This window comes from Rhizobium sp. LjRoot30 (genome assembly GCF_964253915.1).
In the GTDB taxonomy this organism is placed as follows: Bacteria; Pseudomonadota; Alphaproteobacteria; order Rhizobiales; family Rhizobiaceae; genus Metarhizobium.
The window spans coordinates 1-18,338 of the sequence record NZ_CAXUSG020000018.1; the positions used below are offsets into that span (position 1 = coordinate 1).

Below are 18,338 nucleotides of genomic sequence, written 5' to 3' on the forward strand. Positions count from 1 at the left end.
TCTCTAATTGCGATCTAGCATCGCGCACATCAGCCGCCCCAACCGGGCGGTTTTTTTGCGTTTGCAAGTTCTGACCAGAGCAGGTCCCCGCAACCATCTCTAATTGCGAAGAGCCCGCCCTTGTGGCGGGCTTTTTCGTGTTCAGGGATATGGCCAATATGCCAGCGAGGTCCCCACGAACGTCGATCAGAAGCTCGTCTTCGACGGGCGTTAGAATGATCTCTTGCACCAGCGACCGGATAATGTCGGACGCTGTCATCCGCTTGGCCTCCGAATCCTCTTGCAAGGCGTCGTACAGGTCCGCGACCTGAAGGCGATAGTAGGTTGCCATGTTTGGATGCAGGAGGGGCGGAGGTTCATCCGCTTCTGCTAGAAACTGCTCCATTTCCTTTTTTCGGCGCTCAAGGCTCACCATCTTCTCATTGAGCCGATCGGCGGCTCCGCCCTTTAGGATCAGGTTCAGAAGGGTGTCCAGTTCCCGGTCGATCTTTTTGATTTCTGCTTCGGCCGAATCGATCGATGCACGTCCCTCCATGCGCAGCCGGTTCATCTCGCGGGTGAACTCGTCACAAAATTCCTTAAATAGGGCCGGGTCCATCAAATGGTGGCGAAGGGAGCTGAGCACGCGGGCCTCGAGCCGGTCACGGCGAATGTTCTTGCGATTGTCGCAGGTTCCCTTGTTCCTCGCTGTCGAGCAGCCGACCAGATCCGCTGAGATCATCGAGTAGCCGCCACCGCAGCGGGCACATTTCGTTAGGCCGGAAAAGAGGTATTTCGGTCGCCGGCGTTCACGGAAATGGTTCTCGACTGCCCCGCCATCGCCTCTCGTGTGCTTAATGGCGGCTTGGCGGCTCTTTGCCGCGTTCCACAGGTCCTCGTCGAGGATGCGGAGTTCGGGCACTTCTTGAATAATCCATTCGGATTCGGGGTTTGGCCGCGCTTGGCGCTTGCCAGTGTCCGGGTCCTTGATAAACCGCTGACGGTTCCAGACCAGTTTGCCAATGTACATCTCGTTGTTGAGAATGCCGTTGCCGCGCTTGGCATTGCCATTGATGGTGCTGAAGCCCCAATCTCCACCACCCGGCGCAGCGATGGCGTCCTTGTTCAACTCGACAGCAATGCGCTTTGGCGACTTGCCGGTGTTGTAGTCCCTGAAGATGCGACGGATGACGTCGGCTTCAATCTCGTTGATGGTCCGGTCCCCGCGTACTGGCTCGCCGTTGCCGTCCAGCTTCTTGACGACATCGTAACCGTAGCAGTTTCCTCCACCGGACTTACCGGCTTCTACACGGCCGCGCTGTCCGCGGCGCGTTTTGTCGGCAAGGTCTTTGAGGAACAGCGCATTCATCGTGCCCTTGAGGCCGACATGCAAATGAGTGATCTCTCCCTCGGAAAGGGTGACGATTTTCACGTCGGAATAGGTCATGCGCTTGAAGATGCCCGCAATGTCCTCTTGATCGCGAGACAGCCGGTCCATTGCCTCGGCAAGGATGATATCGAACCGGCCACGATTGGCATCGGTGATCAGTCCCTGGATGCCGGGGCGGAGCAGGGAGGCGCCGGACACTGCGTGATCGGTATATTCCTCGACAATATGCCAACCATGCTTTTCAGCATGGAGGCGACATACGCGCAGCTGGTCGGCGATGGATGCGTCCCGCTGGTTGTCCGATGAATAGCGAGCGTAGACAGCGACTTTCACGATGCAACCTCCTGAGATTTGATCAGGAGCGCGCTGTGTGGCGCTTCTCCCGCTCCTGCTCGTAGAGCTCGGTCGCAGCACGACGTGCGAGAAGGCGAACCATATCGACCAGGCGCGGATCTGGGCCAGCGCCCATGCGTAGGAGAGTGAGCTCGGGTTGCCCGAACTCCTTCTGCTCCTTCCGCTTGGTCTTTGTATCCCGTGCCATATTCGCGCTCATCCTGTGGGTCGCAGAACGACAATGGCGCGAAAATCTCTCTGTTTACAGAGAAGTAGACGGCGGAAAATGACCTTGAAACGGTTGATAAATCGGGCAATGGCGTAATCCTGCGAAGCATAGCGTCGCGCAAATACTGGCGCGAAAAAGTGCAGCTATAGGCTCACAGGGATAATGAGCGTCATCGTGCACACGACGACGCTCCAGCCATATCTTTGTTGCCAATTGTAGCTGGGAGTAGCCAGTTTCTCAAGGCCTGATTGACGTTTAGCGTGTCGCACTCTTTTGTGCTGGATGTTTCGGCGCATCGAACGAGAGTTGCGCAACTGACGAGTATGATGAGTGCGTTAGGAGACGCCCCATCCCGTTCCGGGGGCGGGACGGGATGGGGCCAACCGTCCGGATGGGGCGGTCCGGACGATATAAGCTTTCACGGATTAACACCGTGAGCGACAGCATGGGCGGCGTGGGTTGCGTAAGCGCATAACCTTCTTCAGATGCTCTGCTAGAAACTCCTCACCGAAGCTAGTCCGTCTCGGGATACGATTCGTATATCGCTCGAACTCCTTCGAATATTTTGGCTCGTTCCTCTGGATCCCAGCTATAGAATCCAATTATTTCAGTGAAATAGAAGCCTGATAATGCGAGGTATGCCATAAGAGCGGAACGTGGGCGCGCTCCCGATGCCATCTTCTGGAGATCAGAGAGCATCACATCTTGAATCTTCTTCCCTAATTTGCCGCTACGGGAAACGGATACTCTCATCACCATCGCCATGGCGTGCCTGGCCTCTTCATCGATTTTTTCCGCATCCCTGATCCGCCCAAACAGTTCTGGATTGGGCGCAGAACCAGCTGCCATTATCTCCAGAGCCTGCCGCTCGAATTTCTGGTTGATCCGGCGATCGATCAGCGCTTCAAGAAGAGCGGTCTTCGACTTGTGATCATAAAGTACGGTGGATTTGCTCACTCCGGCCTTCTGGGCTACCGCAGATATTGACAAGCCGGCGGTACCTAGTTCCACCAGTACACACTCGGCTGCATCGAGAATCTCATCCCTCATGATTCTACGATGCCGGCCCACATTACTCTCCAGTTTGTCACTCGGATCACTACAAGTGATCAACTGATGAAGCTTGCGTCTCCAGTACAGCCGGAGAACGTCGGCTTCTCATTAACGATCGGAATTGTCTCAATTCTTTGGCTTTAATTCTGAGGTGCATGGTAGTCGTCGCTCTTCCTCCTGAATGCCAAAGCATAGAGCGCGGGTATCAAAAACAGGGTGATCAATGTCCCGAGCGCCAAGCCGCCCATCATGACGGCCGCCATCGGCCGCCATAGAGGCCCGCCGAACATGAAGAGGGGTATTAGACCGGCGATACAGACCATCTTGGTCATCAGGATCGGACGGAGCCGAACTTCTGCGGCATGGCCCACCGCATCCAGCAGCTCGCGCCCGGATCTGCGTTCTTCGGCTATCCTGTCGAGCATCAGCACTGCATTGTTGACGATGATGCCCATGAGGGCGAGGAAACCAATCGTCGCCGTATAGCTCATCGGCTCGCCGGATATCAAAACACCAAGGGTGCCGCCAATTAAAACAAACGGCATGGATGCGATTACAATCAGCGCCTTCCTTGTGCTGCCGAACTGCCAAAGGAACAATAGAAACATGGCGATCAATGCCAGAGGAGCATATCCATAGAGCCCTGCATTGGTCTTTTGATTTTCCTCGATTTCCCCTCCGAACGCGACTTTGTGGCCCGGGGGGAGATGGAGTTCGGCCAATATCGGTTGGGCAGCGGCCATCAAGGCCGATGCATTCATAGTCTCGTGCCGCGCAGAGACCTCGATCGTCGGCAACAAATCGCGCCGGCTGACCACTGACTGCTGATGGCTTAGGTCAATTGTTGCCACTGCCCCTAGGGGAATACCAGCCTTGCTGCCCCCAACCGGGAGGGAGGCCAGTCGATCAATCGAAAGACGATCTCCCTGATCGCCGCGCACGAAAACGGGTATGTTTGAGTTGCCTTCACGGATTGTCGTCGCGTAGACCCCGCTCTGGGCACCGTTGACGGCTTCAAAGACCTCGTTATTGGATAGGCCGGCAGCAGCGACACGTTGTTGATCAACGCTAATTGACAGGCGTAGTTGGGGGGCTTCCATGTTGGTATCAACACGGGCCATCCCGGCTATCTGGTGAAGCTGTTCTGAAAGCTTTTGTGCGGCATTCTGCAGCGCGGTTCGATCAGCCCCTTCGAGACGAAACACAGCTGTTCCCGCCTCCGTAGCGCCGAGAGAAAAACGTTTTGGATCAAACTTTCCCTCGGGGAAATGCTCCTTCAAACTACTTTTTATTTGGGCGACAAGAGCATCAGGGTCGGCGTGATCCGCAATGTTGACGACTGCATAGGCTCTATTTGGCGCAGGCTTTGGAGGGTTGAGGCCGAGGATAAACCGAGGTCCACCGTCAGCGACATAAACGACATGGCTAGTGACTTGCGGAAACTCGTTTTTATCGGCCAAAGTTTGTGACAGACGCTGCGCCGTTTGCATCGTTTGAGCAGTTCCGATTCCAGGGGAGAACTCAATCGGAACCTGGATCTGCTTACGCTGAGAAAACGGAAAAAGTTCGGGCGGAATAGATTGGGAAACAACCCCGGCTATCACCAGCAGCGTGACCATTGTTGTAACAACAAGCCATGGCCAAACAACAATCTTGGTAACTATCCAATGATAGCCGCGGTTGATGCGGCTCATAATCGCACCTTCACTCTCATGCCCGTGCGTTTTTTTGATGAAGCGCGGCGCAAGCAACGGAATGACTGTAACACCGAGCACCAACGAAACGATGAGTGTTATCGCAAGGACAATCGCCAGGCTACGCATGTATTCCCCGGTCTCGGTCTGCCCGGCTACCAACGGTATGAATGCGAAAATAATAGCGAGCGACGATACCAGAAGAGGGACGAACATAGTCTCACCGGCCATGCGGGCCGCTTCAAAACGCGGTTCGCCTTCGGCGACGCGCCTTTCATAGTCCTCAACGACGACGATGCCGTTGTCGACAAAGATGCCGAGAGCAATGATGATGGCGGCGATGGAGATCTGATGCAGTTCGATCCCGATTGCTTGCATGATGAGGAGAGTGACAAGAACCGTCATCGGAACGATAGCGCCTGTTACAAGGCCGCTGCGCCATCCCAGGAACAGCACGACGACGCCCAGAACCACCACGACAGTTTCGAGGAAGACTTTCCCAACCTTCTGGAGTTCATCCGAGACGACTTCAGCCTGATTGGTAATTGCACTAACTTCCAATCCGGCCGGTAGCGACGAACGGACTTCGTTCAATTTCTCGTCCAAGCCTTCGGAAAAGCTTATCACGTTGAGGCCATTCAGCATCGAAATGCCGAGAACCACAGACGGCTGGCCGTTGAAGAATGCTCCGCCTTGTGGTGGATCCTGAGGGGTCTGTCGGATTGTTGCGATCGAGCCAAGCAACACGGTGGATCCATTCCCTGTTGAGATTGGGAAGGACGCCAGCTCGCTTACTCTGATGGGGTGGTCGCCAGACTGGACAGCGATCGACATCCCGCCTTGCGATATCTCGCCGGTTAGCAATCGCTGATCGCGACTGGCAAGGGCGCGCGTGACATTGGCGACGCCAATGCCGGCGTCACGAAGGCGGGCTGGATCGAGATCGATATAGGCGATATCGCGTCTCACTCCGTGAAGGGAAACGGTTGCAACACCTTTCACGCTTTGCAACTGATTGCGGATGTGCTTTGCCCATATCTCCAACTGGCCTGTGGTGTAACCTTCGCCAGTCAATGCAAGTGTCCTGACCGCGACCCGGCCAAAATCGCCGTTAAGACGCAGCCCGGTCGTGCCTGCGGGCAGTTCTCCTTGCGCGTCAGCGAGGCGCGCCCGGACCTGTTGCCAGATCTCGGGTACAACCTCGGCCGCGACATTTTCGTGCAGGAAAACATAGATAAGCACACTGCCCGGACGAATCTGGGTCTCGATCAGGCGTACCTCGCTCTGTCCTCGGATCGCTTCTTCAATTGGACGTGCGAGGCTGCTTTCGAGGCGATCAGCCGTTTCGCCGGGCAGATATGCTTCGACGGTCGCGACCCGGAGGGTGACGGTTGGTTCTTCCGTTGCAGGAAAATCAAGGAGTGCGATGAAGCCGACTATGCAAGCCAGAACGGCTGTGACCAGAACAAAGCGCGGACGTGAAAAAGCAGCGCCGGTCAAAGAAAATGGAAGTGATTTCATGTCGGCGTGCCTCACAAACCGGGAGTGACAATCTTGACGGATTGCCCATCTCGAAGGAACGCGCCGCCGGCTGCTACGACGGACGCACCGACAGGAAATGGAGCCGATATACGAGCGTCAGCTCCCTCCAGGCCGCGAAGCCTAACGGCAGTACGTTCGATCTGGCCGCCGTCTTTGATGAGGTAGACATAACTTGAGCCGCCGCCATCGAGGTTTATCGCCGTAGCAGGTACTCGCTTGATGGTTTGATCGCCCACATCACCGGCAATACTGACCTGCACGATAGCGCCGGGCAAAACGCCGCCGGTCTTCACTTCCAGTCTGACCCGCACGACGCCGCCGCTCTCCACTTTCGGCGAAACCGAAAGAATGACCGCTTCACCCTCGGTGGAGCCAGCCGTGTAACGGGCGCTCTGACCCGACTTGAGTTGGGCCGCCAGTGCCTGCGGTGCAGTGGCTGCGATGACCCGGCCGCTTTCATTTTCGATTGAGAACAGTACCTGCCCCGGAGCGACAACCGCACCGACCTCAGCCGTGCGTGTCGAAATCCGGCCGGCGCTTGACGCTCGAACAATAAAAAGGTCGGCTTCGTTCTTGGCAAAGGAGACCGCCGCTCGTGCGGAATCCAGAGCGGCTTGAGTTGCAGTGGCCTCAGCGACAGCGGCAGAACGCCCTGCCTCTGAAGCGGAGCCCTTGGCAGCCAGAGTGCTGATCCGCTGTGCAGCCGCCGCTCGGTCAATGGAGAGCGCCTCCACCCTCCGTAGTTCTTCCTCAGCCTGTCGGATCCTCAGTTTCGCGGAGGTGTCATCGATCATGGCGAGTATGTGACCCGCGTCTACCGCATCACCGACATTGCCATTGAGCTGGACGATGCGGCCGCCTTGGGCGGCGCTGGCCTGCAGCGGCTCCTTCGACTCTACGACGCCGGTAATCACTTCAGATGTGCCAAGATCCTTGCTGGCGACCGCGGCAGATACGAATGCGGACCCGCCGGTGCCAGTGGTGGATTTTTCTTCACCTTTGCACCCAGCAAGTGTCACTGCCAGCGCCACGGTGATGCCCGATAATAGGATCCGAACCTTCGATTTCGCTATGTCAGCGTGCCCGGAAGACGTCGTAGATCGCATGAGATTCCCATTCATCAACAAAGATTAAAACCTCAAAACCTTGAACGTCTCGGGTCAGTTCACGCACGGCGCCAGAAGCGTTCAGTGGGGACCGGAAGCCCCGAAGCGTCAGTCGCAGTGAGCCGTCGAGAACCACCATTCTCGATACGCATTTCCAGAAGATACCATCTGGATGGTTTGATGGCAATAGGTGGTGACGTGCCGTGTGCTGATGGCAAGAGAAACCACAAACATCGCTTGGCGGGGCGCTGTTGGAGATACCGCGGCAACATCTCTCGCGGTCATTCAGCATGTTTCAGTAGTAGTTTTGTATCCACACGTAGAGCGTTCAAGATACGTGCCGACGGGGCAGTGACGCCGTGTAGAGTGGAAAGACAGTGTCCCGCCTTAAGTCCGCCCTTGCAGCGTATATTAGCTCGCGTGGCTCCGGCTCGCGGAGTGCCTATAAGGCCGAAGAGGAGTGGGGATGGATAAAAATATCTACTATTGTTCGATGATTATCGTTGTGAAATCGTATTTTTCGCTACTCAGTAACCGCGCTTATAGCGTCGTTCGCTCGACTGCTATCCGACAGAATCTTTGCCAAACTGAGCATTCGACGAAGGGCAGGATTATCGTTGCTGGGCGACCAGACAGCGTAGAAGGAAAATTTCTCTCCAATAAGCGGACGGAACACGACACCGGGGAAGTGTGCTGCGACCATCGCTTCGGTGGTTATTGTAAGGCTTTCGGCGCTGGCCACGACTTGCATTAGAGTGTCTCGATAAACGGCGTGGCGCTCGATGTTCGGACTGTATCCCTGTTCAGCGAGATTCTTTACAAGATACTCTTGAATTTTAGAGCCCGACTGGGCCTCACTGATGACGAAACTTTGGTGTAAAAGATCGCCCCATCGCAGTTTGTCTTCTTTGGTCAGCTGATGGTTCGCTGACATTGCCACATAGACCTGCTCGTTCCAGAGATGCACCTCATCACAGTCCTCAGTATGGGAACCGCCGACCAGGAATGCTAAGTCGATTTGGTGCTGCTTGATTGCCGAAACATGCGCGTTCGTATCTCCTTCGACATATTCAATTCTCACCCCTATATGCTCGGCGGCGTAGGCTCTCAGCAACTCGGAAATGAAACCCGATGCCATTGAGGATATCAGACCAATTCGCACGACGCCGGACTGGCCTTGGCCAATCGTTCCAACATCCAGGGTGGCCTGGGTGAGTTGGTTCACAGCGTTTCGTGCCCGTTGCAGGAAACGTTCTCCAGCATGGGTAAGGGTGAGCCGTTGCTTTCCGCGGATAAACAGAGCTGTTCCGATGGAGTCCTCTAAATCTCGAATGCGCCGGCTGACCGTTGACGGCTCCACTGCAAGGATCTGGGCCGCACGGCGAAAACTATGATGATCTGCTGCGGCGATGACATAACGCAAATGCCGCAACTCGAATTTCAATAAAGAGGCGTTTGATTGTGAGATGATCACTTTCCTCCGATGATCTGTCCTGCCAGAACGAATGGGCTGGATAGCGTCGCCCCGACGGCGTTGAATACGAACGCTCCGGTATGTCTGAGACCGGGATCTGCCCGGTACGCGTCGGCGTCAGAAAATCCCCGATAGCGGGCGACGATGGCAAACAGTCCGCCGTGTTTGAAGGCGTCGTCTGTCGGCAGGTCAGTGATATCGACAACCTGTATGCCGGCCGCCCGAACCGCTGCCTGAACATCAGGTGCGTTAACATCCATCCGGCCCACCCGGTGTCGCTCGCTGGATAGAAACTCAGAGACCCGAAGGGCGACGTCATCGCGTGACACGAGGATCGTCATCGGCGGTGAAAGTTGTCCGATTGCGGTTATCTGTGCTGTGAACACATCTACATCAATGTCTGGTGCCGCGAGGATTACCTGGAGACGACGTATTGTGGCATTGTTCCCACTGATGCGAAGCTGACGCAGAGCCTCGACGGTTAGCCATGCCCCCATGCTGTGGCCCATCACCGTAATCGGTCCAGCCGTGCGGGTGCGAGCAAGGCTGGTCATGAGTTGAGTCAATTGGTCGCGCGAATAGGTGGCTGCATCCTTGTCGGTGACGTAGCCATCCACCGTTGCCTCCGATGGCCAGGCGAACAGAACCGGAGTTGCGTCCGGGTCTGCATCGAAAGCCACCTGGGCCGTTCTGAAGACGGATTGGGTGAAGTTGGTGTTGAAGCCGTGAATGAAAAGGCCGACGGTCGGCGGTTTGCCGTTGCGCTTGCGGGAAATCTCATTTTCGAAAGCAACGGGGTCGAGAAGCTGTTGTTCTACCGTCACGAAATCGGTTTTCGGATTGGGTCGTGATTTCGGCCATTCGACATTCCCGGCCTTGTGGCCGGGAGGAATCGATATCTTGTATCGGAGATAGCTGACCTGACGGGATCGGCCAGATGTGAAGGCACCGGTTTCGTCCCGTTCCCTGGTGGTGGCGACATAGACCGTCACGATCCGGGCACCTTCGACACTATTAACAGTGTTGAGCAGCAATTCTGGCCCCGGCTTTCCGGCACAGCCCGTCAAAATCATCACGAGCGCGAACACGAAGGCGATATGTGCGTGCGATGCGCCGAGAGATATCCGTCTTCTCGAAACGCAATTGGCAAATGCGTAACAAGCCCGGAGTGCTGGTCCGCGGTCGAAGCTCCTTATCCGAACAGGAAACGGCAGGGTGAAACTCATCGCAGGAACTGCCTGAAGCGATGGAACGCCAGGATGAACAGCACGGTGCCGATCACGAGAAGCGCCAGAAACGGCTTCCAGACCACGTCAAATCCGGCGCCCCGAAAAAGGATTGCTGCGCCTACTTCGACGAAGTGTGTGGTGGGTGCCGCCAGCATGATGGTTTGCACGAACTCTGGCATGCTTTCCCGCGGCGTCATGCTGCCCGAGAGCATTTGCAGCGGGACCAGTACCAGCACAAGAAGCATGCCGAACTGCGGCATGCTGCGCGCAACAGTGGCCATGAATATGCCCACGGCAGTCGTCGCAAACAGATAGACTGCCGTGCCCACGAGGAACAATGGGACTGAGCCCTGCACCGGCATGTGCAAAACACCGTGCACGACGAAGGTCAAACAGAACGTCACGGCGACGAGCACGACCGCGCCCATCGACCAGATTTTCGCCAGCATGATCTCGGATGGGGTGACCGGCATTACGAGCAAATGCTCGATGGTGCCGTGCTCTTGCTCACGGATCAGCGCAGCCCCGGTCAGGACGATCGACAGCAAAATGACGCTGTCCATCATTTCCATCAATCCACCGAACCATGATTTCTCAAGGGAGGGGTTGAACCGCGTACGCAAAGCGAGATCGACGGGTAGGGTATCCTTGGTGCCATATCGCTGCACGAAGGTGTCAATCTCATTCATGACGATCTGTTGTACGTAGCCGTTGCCGCTGAACGCCTGCGTCATGCGGGTCGCATCGACGTTGAGTTGGATCTGGGGCGAGCGACCGGCCAGCACATCGCTTTGAAAATTGGGTGGAATGTCGAGCACAAACGTGAAGCGGCCCTTGTCCATCCCCTTGTCCATTTCCTCGAGTGAAATCAGCTGTGGCGGACTGAAGTTTGGGGGGTAGAAGGCCGACACGATGCGCTGAGATAACGGCGAGCCATCCTCATCGACGATTGCGATGGGAGCGTTCTGGAGCGTTTCCGGCATCGAGGTTGCGGTGGTGTGCACCAGGGATGTGAAGGTGTAGACGATCAGCAGGAGCATCAGCGGGTCGCGCCAGAGGCTCCAGAGCTCCTTGACACCGAGACGGAAAATGTTGGCGAGGCGGCGCTTCATCGTCTCAGCGCTCCTGTTTCTTCAGAAGTGCAATCGCTACGCCAACGATCACCGGTGCTGAGAGCAATAGTGGCAGCAGGGTGTCATACAAATCCGGCATCGCCAGGCCCTTGCTGAACACGCCGCGACTGATGGTGAACATGTGGGTGGCTGGATAGATCTCACCAAACAGGCGGCCCGAGCCTTCCAGCGATGACACGGGGTCGAGAAGGCCGGCATAGCGCATGGCGGGTATCAGCGTGCCAATCATCGTGATGAACATCGCTGCGACCTGGCTCTTTGTGATCGCTGAGGCCAGGAGGCCCATCCCGGTCGCGCTGATGCTGAAGACAAGTGCTGCCAGCAGGAGAGGCCAAAAACTACCGGTCATCTGAACATCAAAGACAGTCACCGCGAGCAATGTCATAAGAAAGAAGTTGATCAGCGCCAGCACGACATAGGGCATTTGCTTGCCGAGCATGAACTCGGTGCGGGTTACGGGGGTGACATAAAGATTGATAATTGACCCCATCTCCTTTTCACGCACGACAGCCAGTGCGGTCAGCATTGCCGGCAGCATCAGGAGCAGGAGGGGGACGACGACCGGAACCATTGCGGGCAGGCTGCGGACGTCGGGATTGTACCGGAAGCGCGTCTCAATGACTGCATTGCCTTTTGGGGCGGTGCCCGTGCGATCGGTTATCTGCTGAGCCAGCCATTGGAAATGGATTCCCTGAACATAGCCCTGCACGGTTTCGGCGCGCATCGGCATTGCCCCGTCGATCCAGGCGCCGATCTGCACGTTTCGCCCACGCATGACGTCGCGCGCAAAGCCTGGTGGAATCTCTATTGCCAAGGTCAATTCACCGCTGCGCATGCGCGCGTCGAGATCGTCGTAGTCAATGATGGGTGGTTGCTCTTTGAAGTAACGCGAGCCAGTCAGGTTCAGGCTATAATTCTGACTGAGCGTGGTCTGATCGCGATCGAGAACCGCGTAACGGAGCTTCTCAACATCAAGACTGATCCCGTATCCGATGACAAACATCAGCAGCAGCGAGCCCGCAAGTGCCATCGTTGCGCGGATTGGATCGCGGCGCAGTTCCAGCGCCTCACGCCACATATAGCTGGCCATGCGTTGAAAGCTGAAGAACCGTTGCACCGGTGCATGTTCCATCCGCTGCTGCGACGTATCGGGCGTCTGAGGGGTGCCCGGTCCCGGCTCAGCCGCGCCGCCGCCCGCTTCGATCAGATAGCCGATGAAAGCATCTTCAAGGTTTTGCGCCTGACGTTTTTCGACCAGTTTCGCCGGTACGTCGCTATCGAGCACCTTGCCGGCGTGCATCATCGACATACGGTCGCAACGCTCGGCTTCATTCATGAAATGTGTCGAGATGAATATCGTAACCTTGTCGCGCCGCGACAGTTCGATCAGCAGCCGCCAGAAATTGTCGCGTGCTACAGGATCGACGCCGGATGTCGGCTCGTCGAGGATCAGCAACTCGGGCCTATGCACCATGGCGACAGCCAGCGACAGGCGCTGGCGGATCCCGAGAGGAAGGCTGTCAGGCAGACTGTCGAGCGCTTCCTGCAAACTAAAGCGTTCTGCCATCTCCTGGCATCGGGATGGAATTTCGGCTTCAGGCACATGGAAAAGCCGCGCATGCAGAACCAGGTTCTGCTGCACCGTCAATTCGCGGTAGAGCGAGAACGCCTGCGACATGTAGCCAACCTGTCGCCGGATATCGATATTGCTCGGATCGACCGGTTTGCCGAACAATGAAATCCGTCCTTCGCTGGCGGGCAGAAGGCCGGTCAGCATCTTCATCGTGGTGGACTTGCCGCAACCGTTGGATCCAAGGAAACCGAAGATCTCGCCCCGACGAATACGAAATGAGACATGGTCGACAGCGACGAAGTCGCCGAAACGCATGGTCAGGCCTTCAGCTTCAATTGCTATGTCGTCATCGCTGGCGTGGAGCGGCGGGATCTCCACCGGCGCATACCCGCTCTTTTTCTCGTCCGGAAGCATTGCGATGAACGCCTGTTCCAGATTTTGGCTATGTGTGCGTTCCAGCAATTCGATCGGTGTGCCGGTCGCGAGCACCCGACCAGCATCCATGGTCACGAGCCAGTCGAAGCGTTGAGCTTCGTCCATGTAGGCGGTGGCCACAATCACGCTCATATCGGAACGATCCAGACGGATGCGCCCGATCAGGTCCCAGAACTGGGCCCGCGCTAACGGATCGACTCCCGTGGTCGGTTCGTCAAGGATCAACAGGTCGGGGTCATGGATCAATGCGCAGCACAGACCGAGTTTCTGCTTCATGCCCCCCGAAAGCTTTCCGGCAGGGCGCGACAGGAATCCGTCCAGTCCCGTACTGCGGGTGAGATTATCAATGCGTCGGCGTCGTTCAGCGGCGTTGTGGCCAAAAAGCCTTGCAAAAAATTGCAAGTTCTCCTCGACCGAAAGCGTGGGATAAAGGTTCTTGCCCAATCCCTGAGGCATATAGGCAATGCGCGGGCACACTGCGTTACGGTGGTGCTTGCTACGCATATCGCCACCCAGCACCTCAACGGTCCCATCCTGGACGGCGCGCGCACCCGATATCAGCGAAAGCAGGCTGGACTTGCCGACGCCGTCAGGACCTATCAGACCGATCATCCCGCCTGCGGGGACGTCGAGTGTAATGCTGTCGAGGGCAAGCGTCTTGCCATAGCGCAAGCTGACGTCACTCAAGCTGGCAACCGTGCCGGCAGGTTCCCAGGCACCCGAGATCAAGGGTGAAGGGCTATTCATTTAACGAGGTTCCGGCTCAAGTTTTCCGGCCAGGCGGTCGCAGGATCAGTGCGGATGTAGGCTACGCCGGGAAGGCCGGTTTTGACGTGCTGAACATATCGGCGAAGCAGTTCCTGCGAGACTTTCGCCTTGATGCGGAACATCAGTTTCTGACGTTCCTCCGTCGTCTCGACGGTTTTTGGTGTAAATTGGGCGACGTCCGCGATGAAGCTGACCGTGGCAGGTATGGTGTATTCAGGCGCGGCATCCAGAACCAGCAGAACATCCGATCCGATGGCGATACGGCCTGCCGGGACGGTCGGCAGGAAGAAAGTCATGTAGACATCGCCGAGATCGACAAGATTGATGACCTTGCCACCAGGAGACAGGATTTCTCCGGGCTGTGCGATGCGATACTGGATGCGTCCGTCGCGAGGCGATCTGAGGGTGCCGTCGTCGATATCCGCTTCGATACTCTCAATCTCCGCCCGCGCCGCATCAACAGCAGCGCTGGCATCGACAATCATTGCTCTGGCTGCACTGATAGCGGCGTTCGAGGCTCCGACAGACGCCTCGGCTGCAGCAACTGCGGCGCGGGCGTTTTGCGCCCTGGCGCGATCGTCATCAAGGACCTGTTGCGACGTTGTGTTGGTTCGCATCAACTGCTCGCTGCGAGCGAGCCGCCCTTCCGCCGCGCCAAGCTCGGATTCACGTTGAGAAACGACGGCTAATGCCGCTTTTTTCTCAGCCTCCCTTTGGTCAAGGGTGCTTTTCGCTGTGTCTATACTTATAACGGCCCGCTGCAAGGCCGCTTCAGCTTGCCGGCGTCTTGCCTGAAGCTGAAGCGTGTCCATGTTGGCGAGCACATGTCCTTCGGTGACGTAGTCGCCTTCGTTGACAAGGATTTCCTTGATGCGGCCCCCTGCTTTGGCCGACACATCAACCTCGGTCGCTTCAATGCGACCGTTACCTCTCGCTATGCCATCTGGAAGCCCGGAGCTGCCATATATTGTCCATGCATAGTAACCGGCGGCAACAACAGAAATGCCGGCGATAATAAGAAGCCCGTTCCGCATGAAATTCAAAATATCGCCCTCCAAGGCTTTTCTCATCTGTCTGTGGGACCTGCTTGAGGTTCCCACAGTGTAAGTGTCATTATTCTTGCCCCAGACTGCCGCCCAATTCGTCGGAAGGCTTTCGAGTGCGTCATCAACCTGCATCGGCGCGCCGCACAAAAACGGCTCCCCTTGCATGCGCGAGCTCTCAGGAAAAGACGTCGGAGACGTATCGCCCCTGTTCCCGCTCGATCACGTCGGCCCAGACGTGCGCCTCGTCCTCGCTCGCCCCCGAGGCTTCGCGATAGGTCTTGATGAGCGTATCGCGTACGGCAGGAGCCATTTGCTTGCCGTCTCCGCAGACGAAGACGGTCGCCCCTTCCTGAAACAGTTTTGCGATGCGGGCACGCTCGGACCACACCCGATGCTGGACGAACGATACGTCGCCCTCAGGCCGAGCCGAGAAGGCAGGCAGTACGGTGACGACGCCATCGCGTTCCCAGGCGGCCAGTTCGTCGCGATAGAGAAAATCCACATCCGGGTGATCGACGCCGAAGAACAGGAGCGCGGGGCCAACCTTCCTTCCATTGGACTTCTGTATCGACCGCTCCTGAAGAAAGCCCCGAAACGGCGCTATCCCGGATCCCGCGCAGATCAACACGATGGGCTTAGATGTGTCTGTGGGGGGATGGAAACGGGAGTTTGACGGACGCACGGCGATGGAAACCCGGTCGCCTGGCGCGCGAGACGCCATGTAGCTGGAGGCCACGCCCCGATGACGACCCATACCGGACAGTGCCGGCGCGTCCACGACTGAGATGGTAAGTGTGACGTGCTGAGGGTTCCAGAGCGGCGATGACGAAATCGAATATTGCCGTATCGTCATGGGTGGCAGCATCTGCAACCATTCCGCAAAGCCAAGCGCGCACGAGGCGAAACGGTCCAGCAGATCCAGCACACTCAATCGCCGTGGGAGAACCTCCTCGTCGTAGCGCACCGCCGCCAGCAACTGAAGCTCGGCCTGCTCCGGTGGGCATTTGGTCGATATCGCAAGCGTGCGGACCTGCGCTTTTGTTGCAGGCGTTGACAGTTCGACATAGTTGGACAGGAGATCGCCGCAACTGATCGGGTGTCCAGCAGGCAGCCCTCGTGACGCGGCTTGGCTGCTGATTGTCACCATCACATCGGATGCAAGACCGAACCGCCGCAGCGCCCTGTCGACAAGGTCATCGGAATTGCGTGGGAGAACAGCCAGATAATCGCCCGCCCGGTACGTCACTCCCACCGGCAGCTTGAGCTCAATATGGCGCTTCGACCGCGCATCCGGTGAATGCAAGCTCACCAATTCCCGGTTTTCGACAACAATCCCTTGCCGCAGGTCCACAAGTCGAAGCAGTGCCTCACGCCTGCCCTTTATAAACTCCAGCTCAAGAGGCGAAGCGGTCTCGAGTGCAATTGCTTCCTTGCCGAACGCTACCGCAAGCGCAGACCACATTCCGGCGGACCATTCATCGAAGCTTCCGAAGAAATCCCCGCCGGAATCGCCTTCACCCCGTTCCCACACACGCTGTGCCCCTGCTTTTTCCAGCGCGGCATCGACACGCTTCGGAATGGCCTGCCAAGTGCGGGCCCATTGCTTGTTGCCGCAACCGAACACGGCAAAACGCAAGTCCCGCAGGCTGTCTGTGGGGCAGCTTTCGATTGCGGGTACGAACTGACGCGCATTGTCCGGCGGCTGACCTTCATATGAAGCTGTGACGACAATCACTGCTCCATTGCGAGGAATGTCATCGGCGAAACGATCCATGGGGGCCAGGGTCGGCGCGAATCCATGCGCGCGCGCTTCAGCGGCAATCCTGTTCGCCAAAGCCTCGGCTGAGCCCGCATTGCTGCCATAGAGAACCTTGAGCTGCGTCAGGCTTTCATCGTCGGCAATTGCAGGTGAGCATTCCGACGTTGTGGCGCCAGAGCTCGTCGCGACGATCGTCGCGCGCACGAGTTGGTCGGCAGGACGTCGAATGCGCGCCTTGATCCTGAGATTTTCCGGCTTGAGCGTCAGGCTTTCATGGATCTTGAGTTTGTAGGAAGGGTCTTCGAAACTAAAATCGAACCTCTGCAGCATCATCGACAGGACGAGCTGTGCTTCCTGCATCGCAAACGATCGGCCGATGCAGGCACGTTGGCCATTGCCGAATGGCTTCCAGGCATTGGCCAACAGCTTGTCGGCGTTTTCCGGAGCGAAGCGTTCCGGGCGGAACGCTTCAGGTTCGTCCCATGCCTTTGGATCCCGGTGTAGCGACGGCCCGAGGACCATCACCGTGTCGTCTGTCGTCACCGGATAGCGCCCCCCAAGGGTGGTGTCCTTCAAAGGCTTGACGGAATAGGCGGCGGCTGTCGGCCAAAGCCGCAGACTTTCCATCAGCAACTGTTCGATATAGCGGAGCTGGGCAAGATGCTCGATGCGGGGCATCTCGTCGCCCAGAACGTCATCGACGATAGCGCGAGCCTTCTGAAGCCCTTCGGGGTTACGCAGCAGAAGATAGGTCGCGAAGGACAGGAGCCCGCTGGTCGTTTCATGACCGGCGACGAGGAGGGTCACCATCTGATAGGCGATGTTCTCCTCCGAGAGCCTATCGCCGGTCTCGGGATCCGCCATGTTCAGCATGCGGCTGAGAAGGTCGTTCCGTTCAGCCGCATCGGGGTCGGCCTTACGGTCGGCCACGATTTTCTGGGCGACGGAATGCAGTGTCTCGGCGTCCTTGCGAAATTGCCGCGACTTGCTGAACATCAGAGCGGTCAGGAATTCGGGACGCATGGCTCTTTGGCCAGCCTCGGTCAGAGCGCCCGTCATTGCGCCCACGAAAGGATGCAATTCGTTCTGATAGAAACTGTTGAAACGATAGTTGAATCCGCACAGCGCAATCGTGTCGAGGGTCAGACGCGTCATGTTGTCGGCGACGTCGATGCCGACCTCGGGTCCGAAACGCTCCCAGCGGAGAAACATCTGATTGGCGATGTCCTGCATTTCGCCGAACATCGAGCGCACCCCGATCGGGCCGAGAGCCGGCATGAGGATGCGGTGCGCCTTTCCCCAATTCGGCTCTTCGGTATAGGCGGTGAACAAGCCATCGCGAGCGATGGGGCGCAATTGCTCAAGGGAAACATCGACGCGCTTGGTGAAGCGGCTCTCGTCGCTCAACTCATCAACGAGTTCCTGTGAACTGACGAGATGAAATACCTGATCGAAAACGCGTAGCCGGAAAAACGGACCATAGGTCTCGGCCAGCTTCATCATGCTCTGCACAGGAGCATTGACATCCATGTCAAACAGATTGCCGACAATGGGTCTGGTTGGTGGCTGAGGAATGCTGGCAGAAGAGGTCACGG

Annotated in this window: 11 protein-coding genes; all 11 read right to left on the minus strand. The window is 57.2% G+C overall.

Annotated elements, in window-relative coordinates:
* A partial coding sequence (locus tag ACSQ3I_RS24670; RefSeq protein ID WP_279851660.1) for a recombinase family protein occupies window positions 1-1,702 on the minus strand: 1,702 nt, incomplete at its 3' end.
* A 22-nt stretch (window positions 1,703-1,724) separates the two neighbouring features.
* Window positions 1,725-1,910, minus strand: a complete 186-nt coding sequence (locus ACSQ3I_RS24675; protein WP_062425056.1) for a hypothetical protein — start codon at window positions 1,908-1,910, stop codon at window positions 1,725-1,727.
* 534 nt (window positions 1,911-2,444) lie between these two features.
* On the minus strand, window positions 2,445-2,981 hold the full coding sequence (locus tag ACSQ3I_RS24680; protein ID WP_082546390.1) for a TetR/AcrR family transcriptional regulator: 537 nt from the start codon (window positions 2,979-2,981) through the stop codon (window positions 2,445-2,447).
* Between the two features lie 143 nt (window positions 2,982-3,124).
* Complete coding sequence (locus tag ACSQ3I_RS24685) at window positions 3,125-6,199, minus strand: efflux RND transporter permease subunit (RefSeq protein ID WP_062425054.1); 3,075 nt, start codon at window positions 6,197-6,199, stop codon at window positions 3,125-3,127.
* Window positions 6,200-6,210: 11 nt separating this feature from the next.
* Window positions 6,211-7,326, minus strand: a complete 1,116-nt coding sequence (locus ACSQ3I_RS24690; protein ID WP_162248430.1) for an efflux RND transporter periplasmic adaptor subunit — start codon at window positions 7,324-7,326, stop codon at window positions 6,211-6,213.
* Window positions 7,327-7,849: 523 nt separating this feature from the next.
* Window positions 7,850-8,800 carry a LysR family transcriptional regulator gene (locus ACSQ3I_RS24695; protein ID WP_062425052.1) on the minus strand — a complete coding sequence of 317 codons (951 nt, stop codon included), beginning with the start codon at window positions 8,798-8,800 and terminating at the stop codon, window positions 7,850-7,852.
* The gene (locus ACSQ3I_RS24700) at window positions 8,797-10,026 is read right to left on the minus strand and encodes an alpha/beta hydrolase (protein WP_235972493.1); all 1,230 of its coding nucleotides are present in this window, start codon (window positions 10,024-10,026) and stop codon (window positions 8,797-8,799) included. Before ACSQ3I_RS24700 ends, ACSQ3I_RS24695 begins: the two co-directional genes overlap by 4 nt.
* Window positions 10,023-11,141, minus strand: coding sequence for an ABC transporter permease (locus ACSQ3I_RS24705; RefSeq protein WP_062425051.1), 1,119 nt, complete (start codon window positions 11,139-11,141; stop codon window positions 10,023-10,025). The genes ACSQ3I_RS24700 and ACSQ3I_RS24705 overlap by 4 nt, the downstream gene beginning before the upstream one ends.
* A 4-nt stretch (window positions 11,142-11,145) precedes the next feature.
* The gene (gene rbbA, locus ACSQ3I_RS24710; RefSeq protein WP_156379280.1) at window positions 11,146-13,917 is read right to left on the minus strand and encodes a ribosome-associated ATPase/putative transporter RbbA; all 2,772 of its coding nucleotides are present in this window, start codon (window positions 13,915-13,917) and stop codon (window positions 11,146-11,148) included.
* The gene (locus ACSQ3I_RS24715; protein WP_279851678.1) at window positions 13,914-15,008 is read right to left on the minus strand and encodes an HlyD family secretion protein; all 1,095 of its coding nucleotides are present in this window, start codon (window positions 15,006-15,008) and stop codon (window positions 13,914-13,916) included. Before ACSQ3I_RS24715 ends, rbbA begins: the two co-directional genes overlap by 4 nt.
* Window positions 15,009-15,159: 151 nt before the next feature.
* Window positions 15,160-18,336, minus strand: coding sequence for a bifunctional cytochrome P450/NADPH--P450 reductase (locus tag ACSQ3I_RS24720; protein WP_062425050.1), 3,177 nt, complete (start codon window positions 18,334-18,336; stop codon window positions 15,160-15,162).
* Window positions 18,337-18,338: the final 2 nt, after the last annotated feature.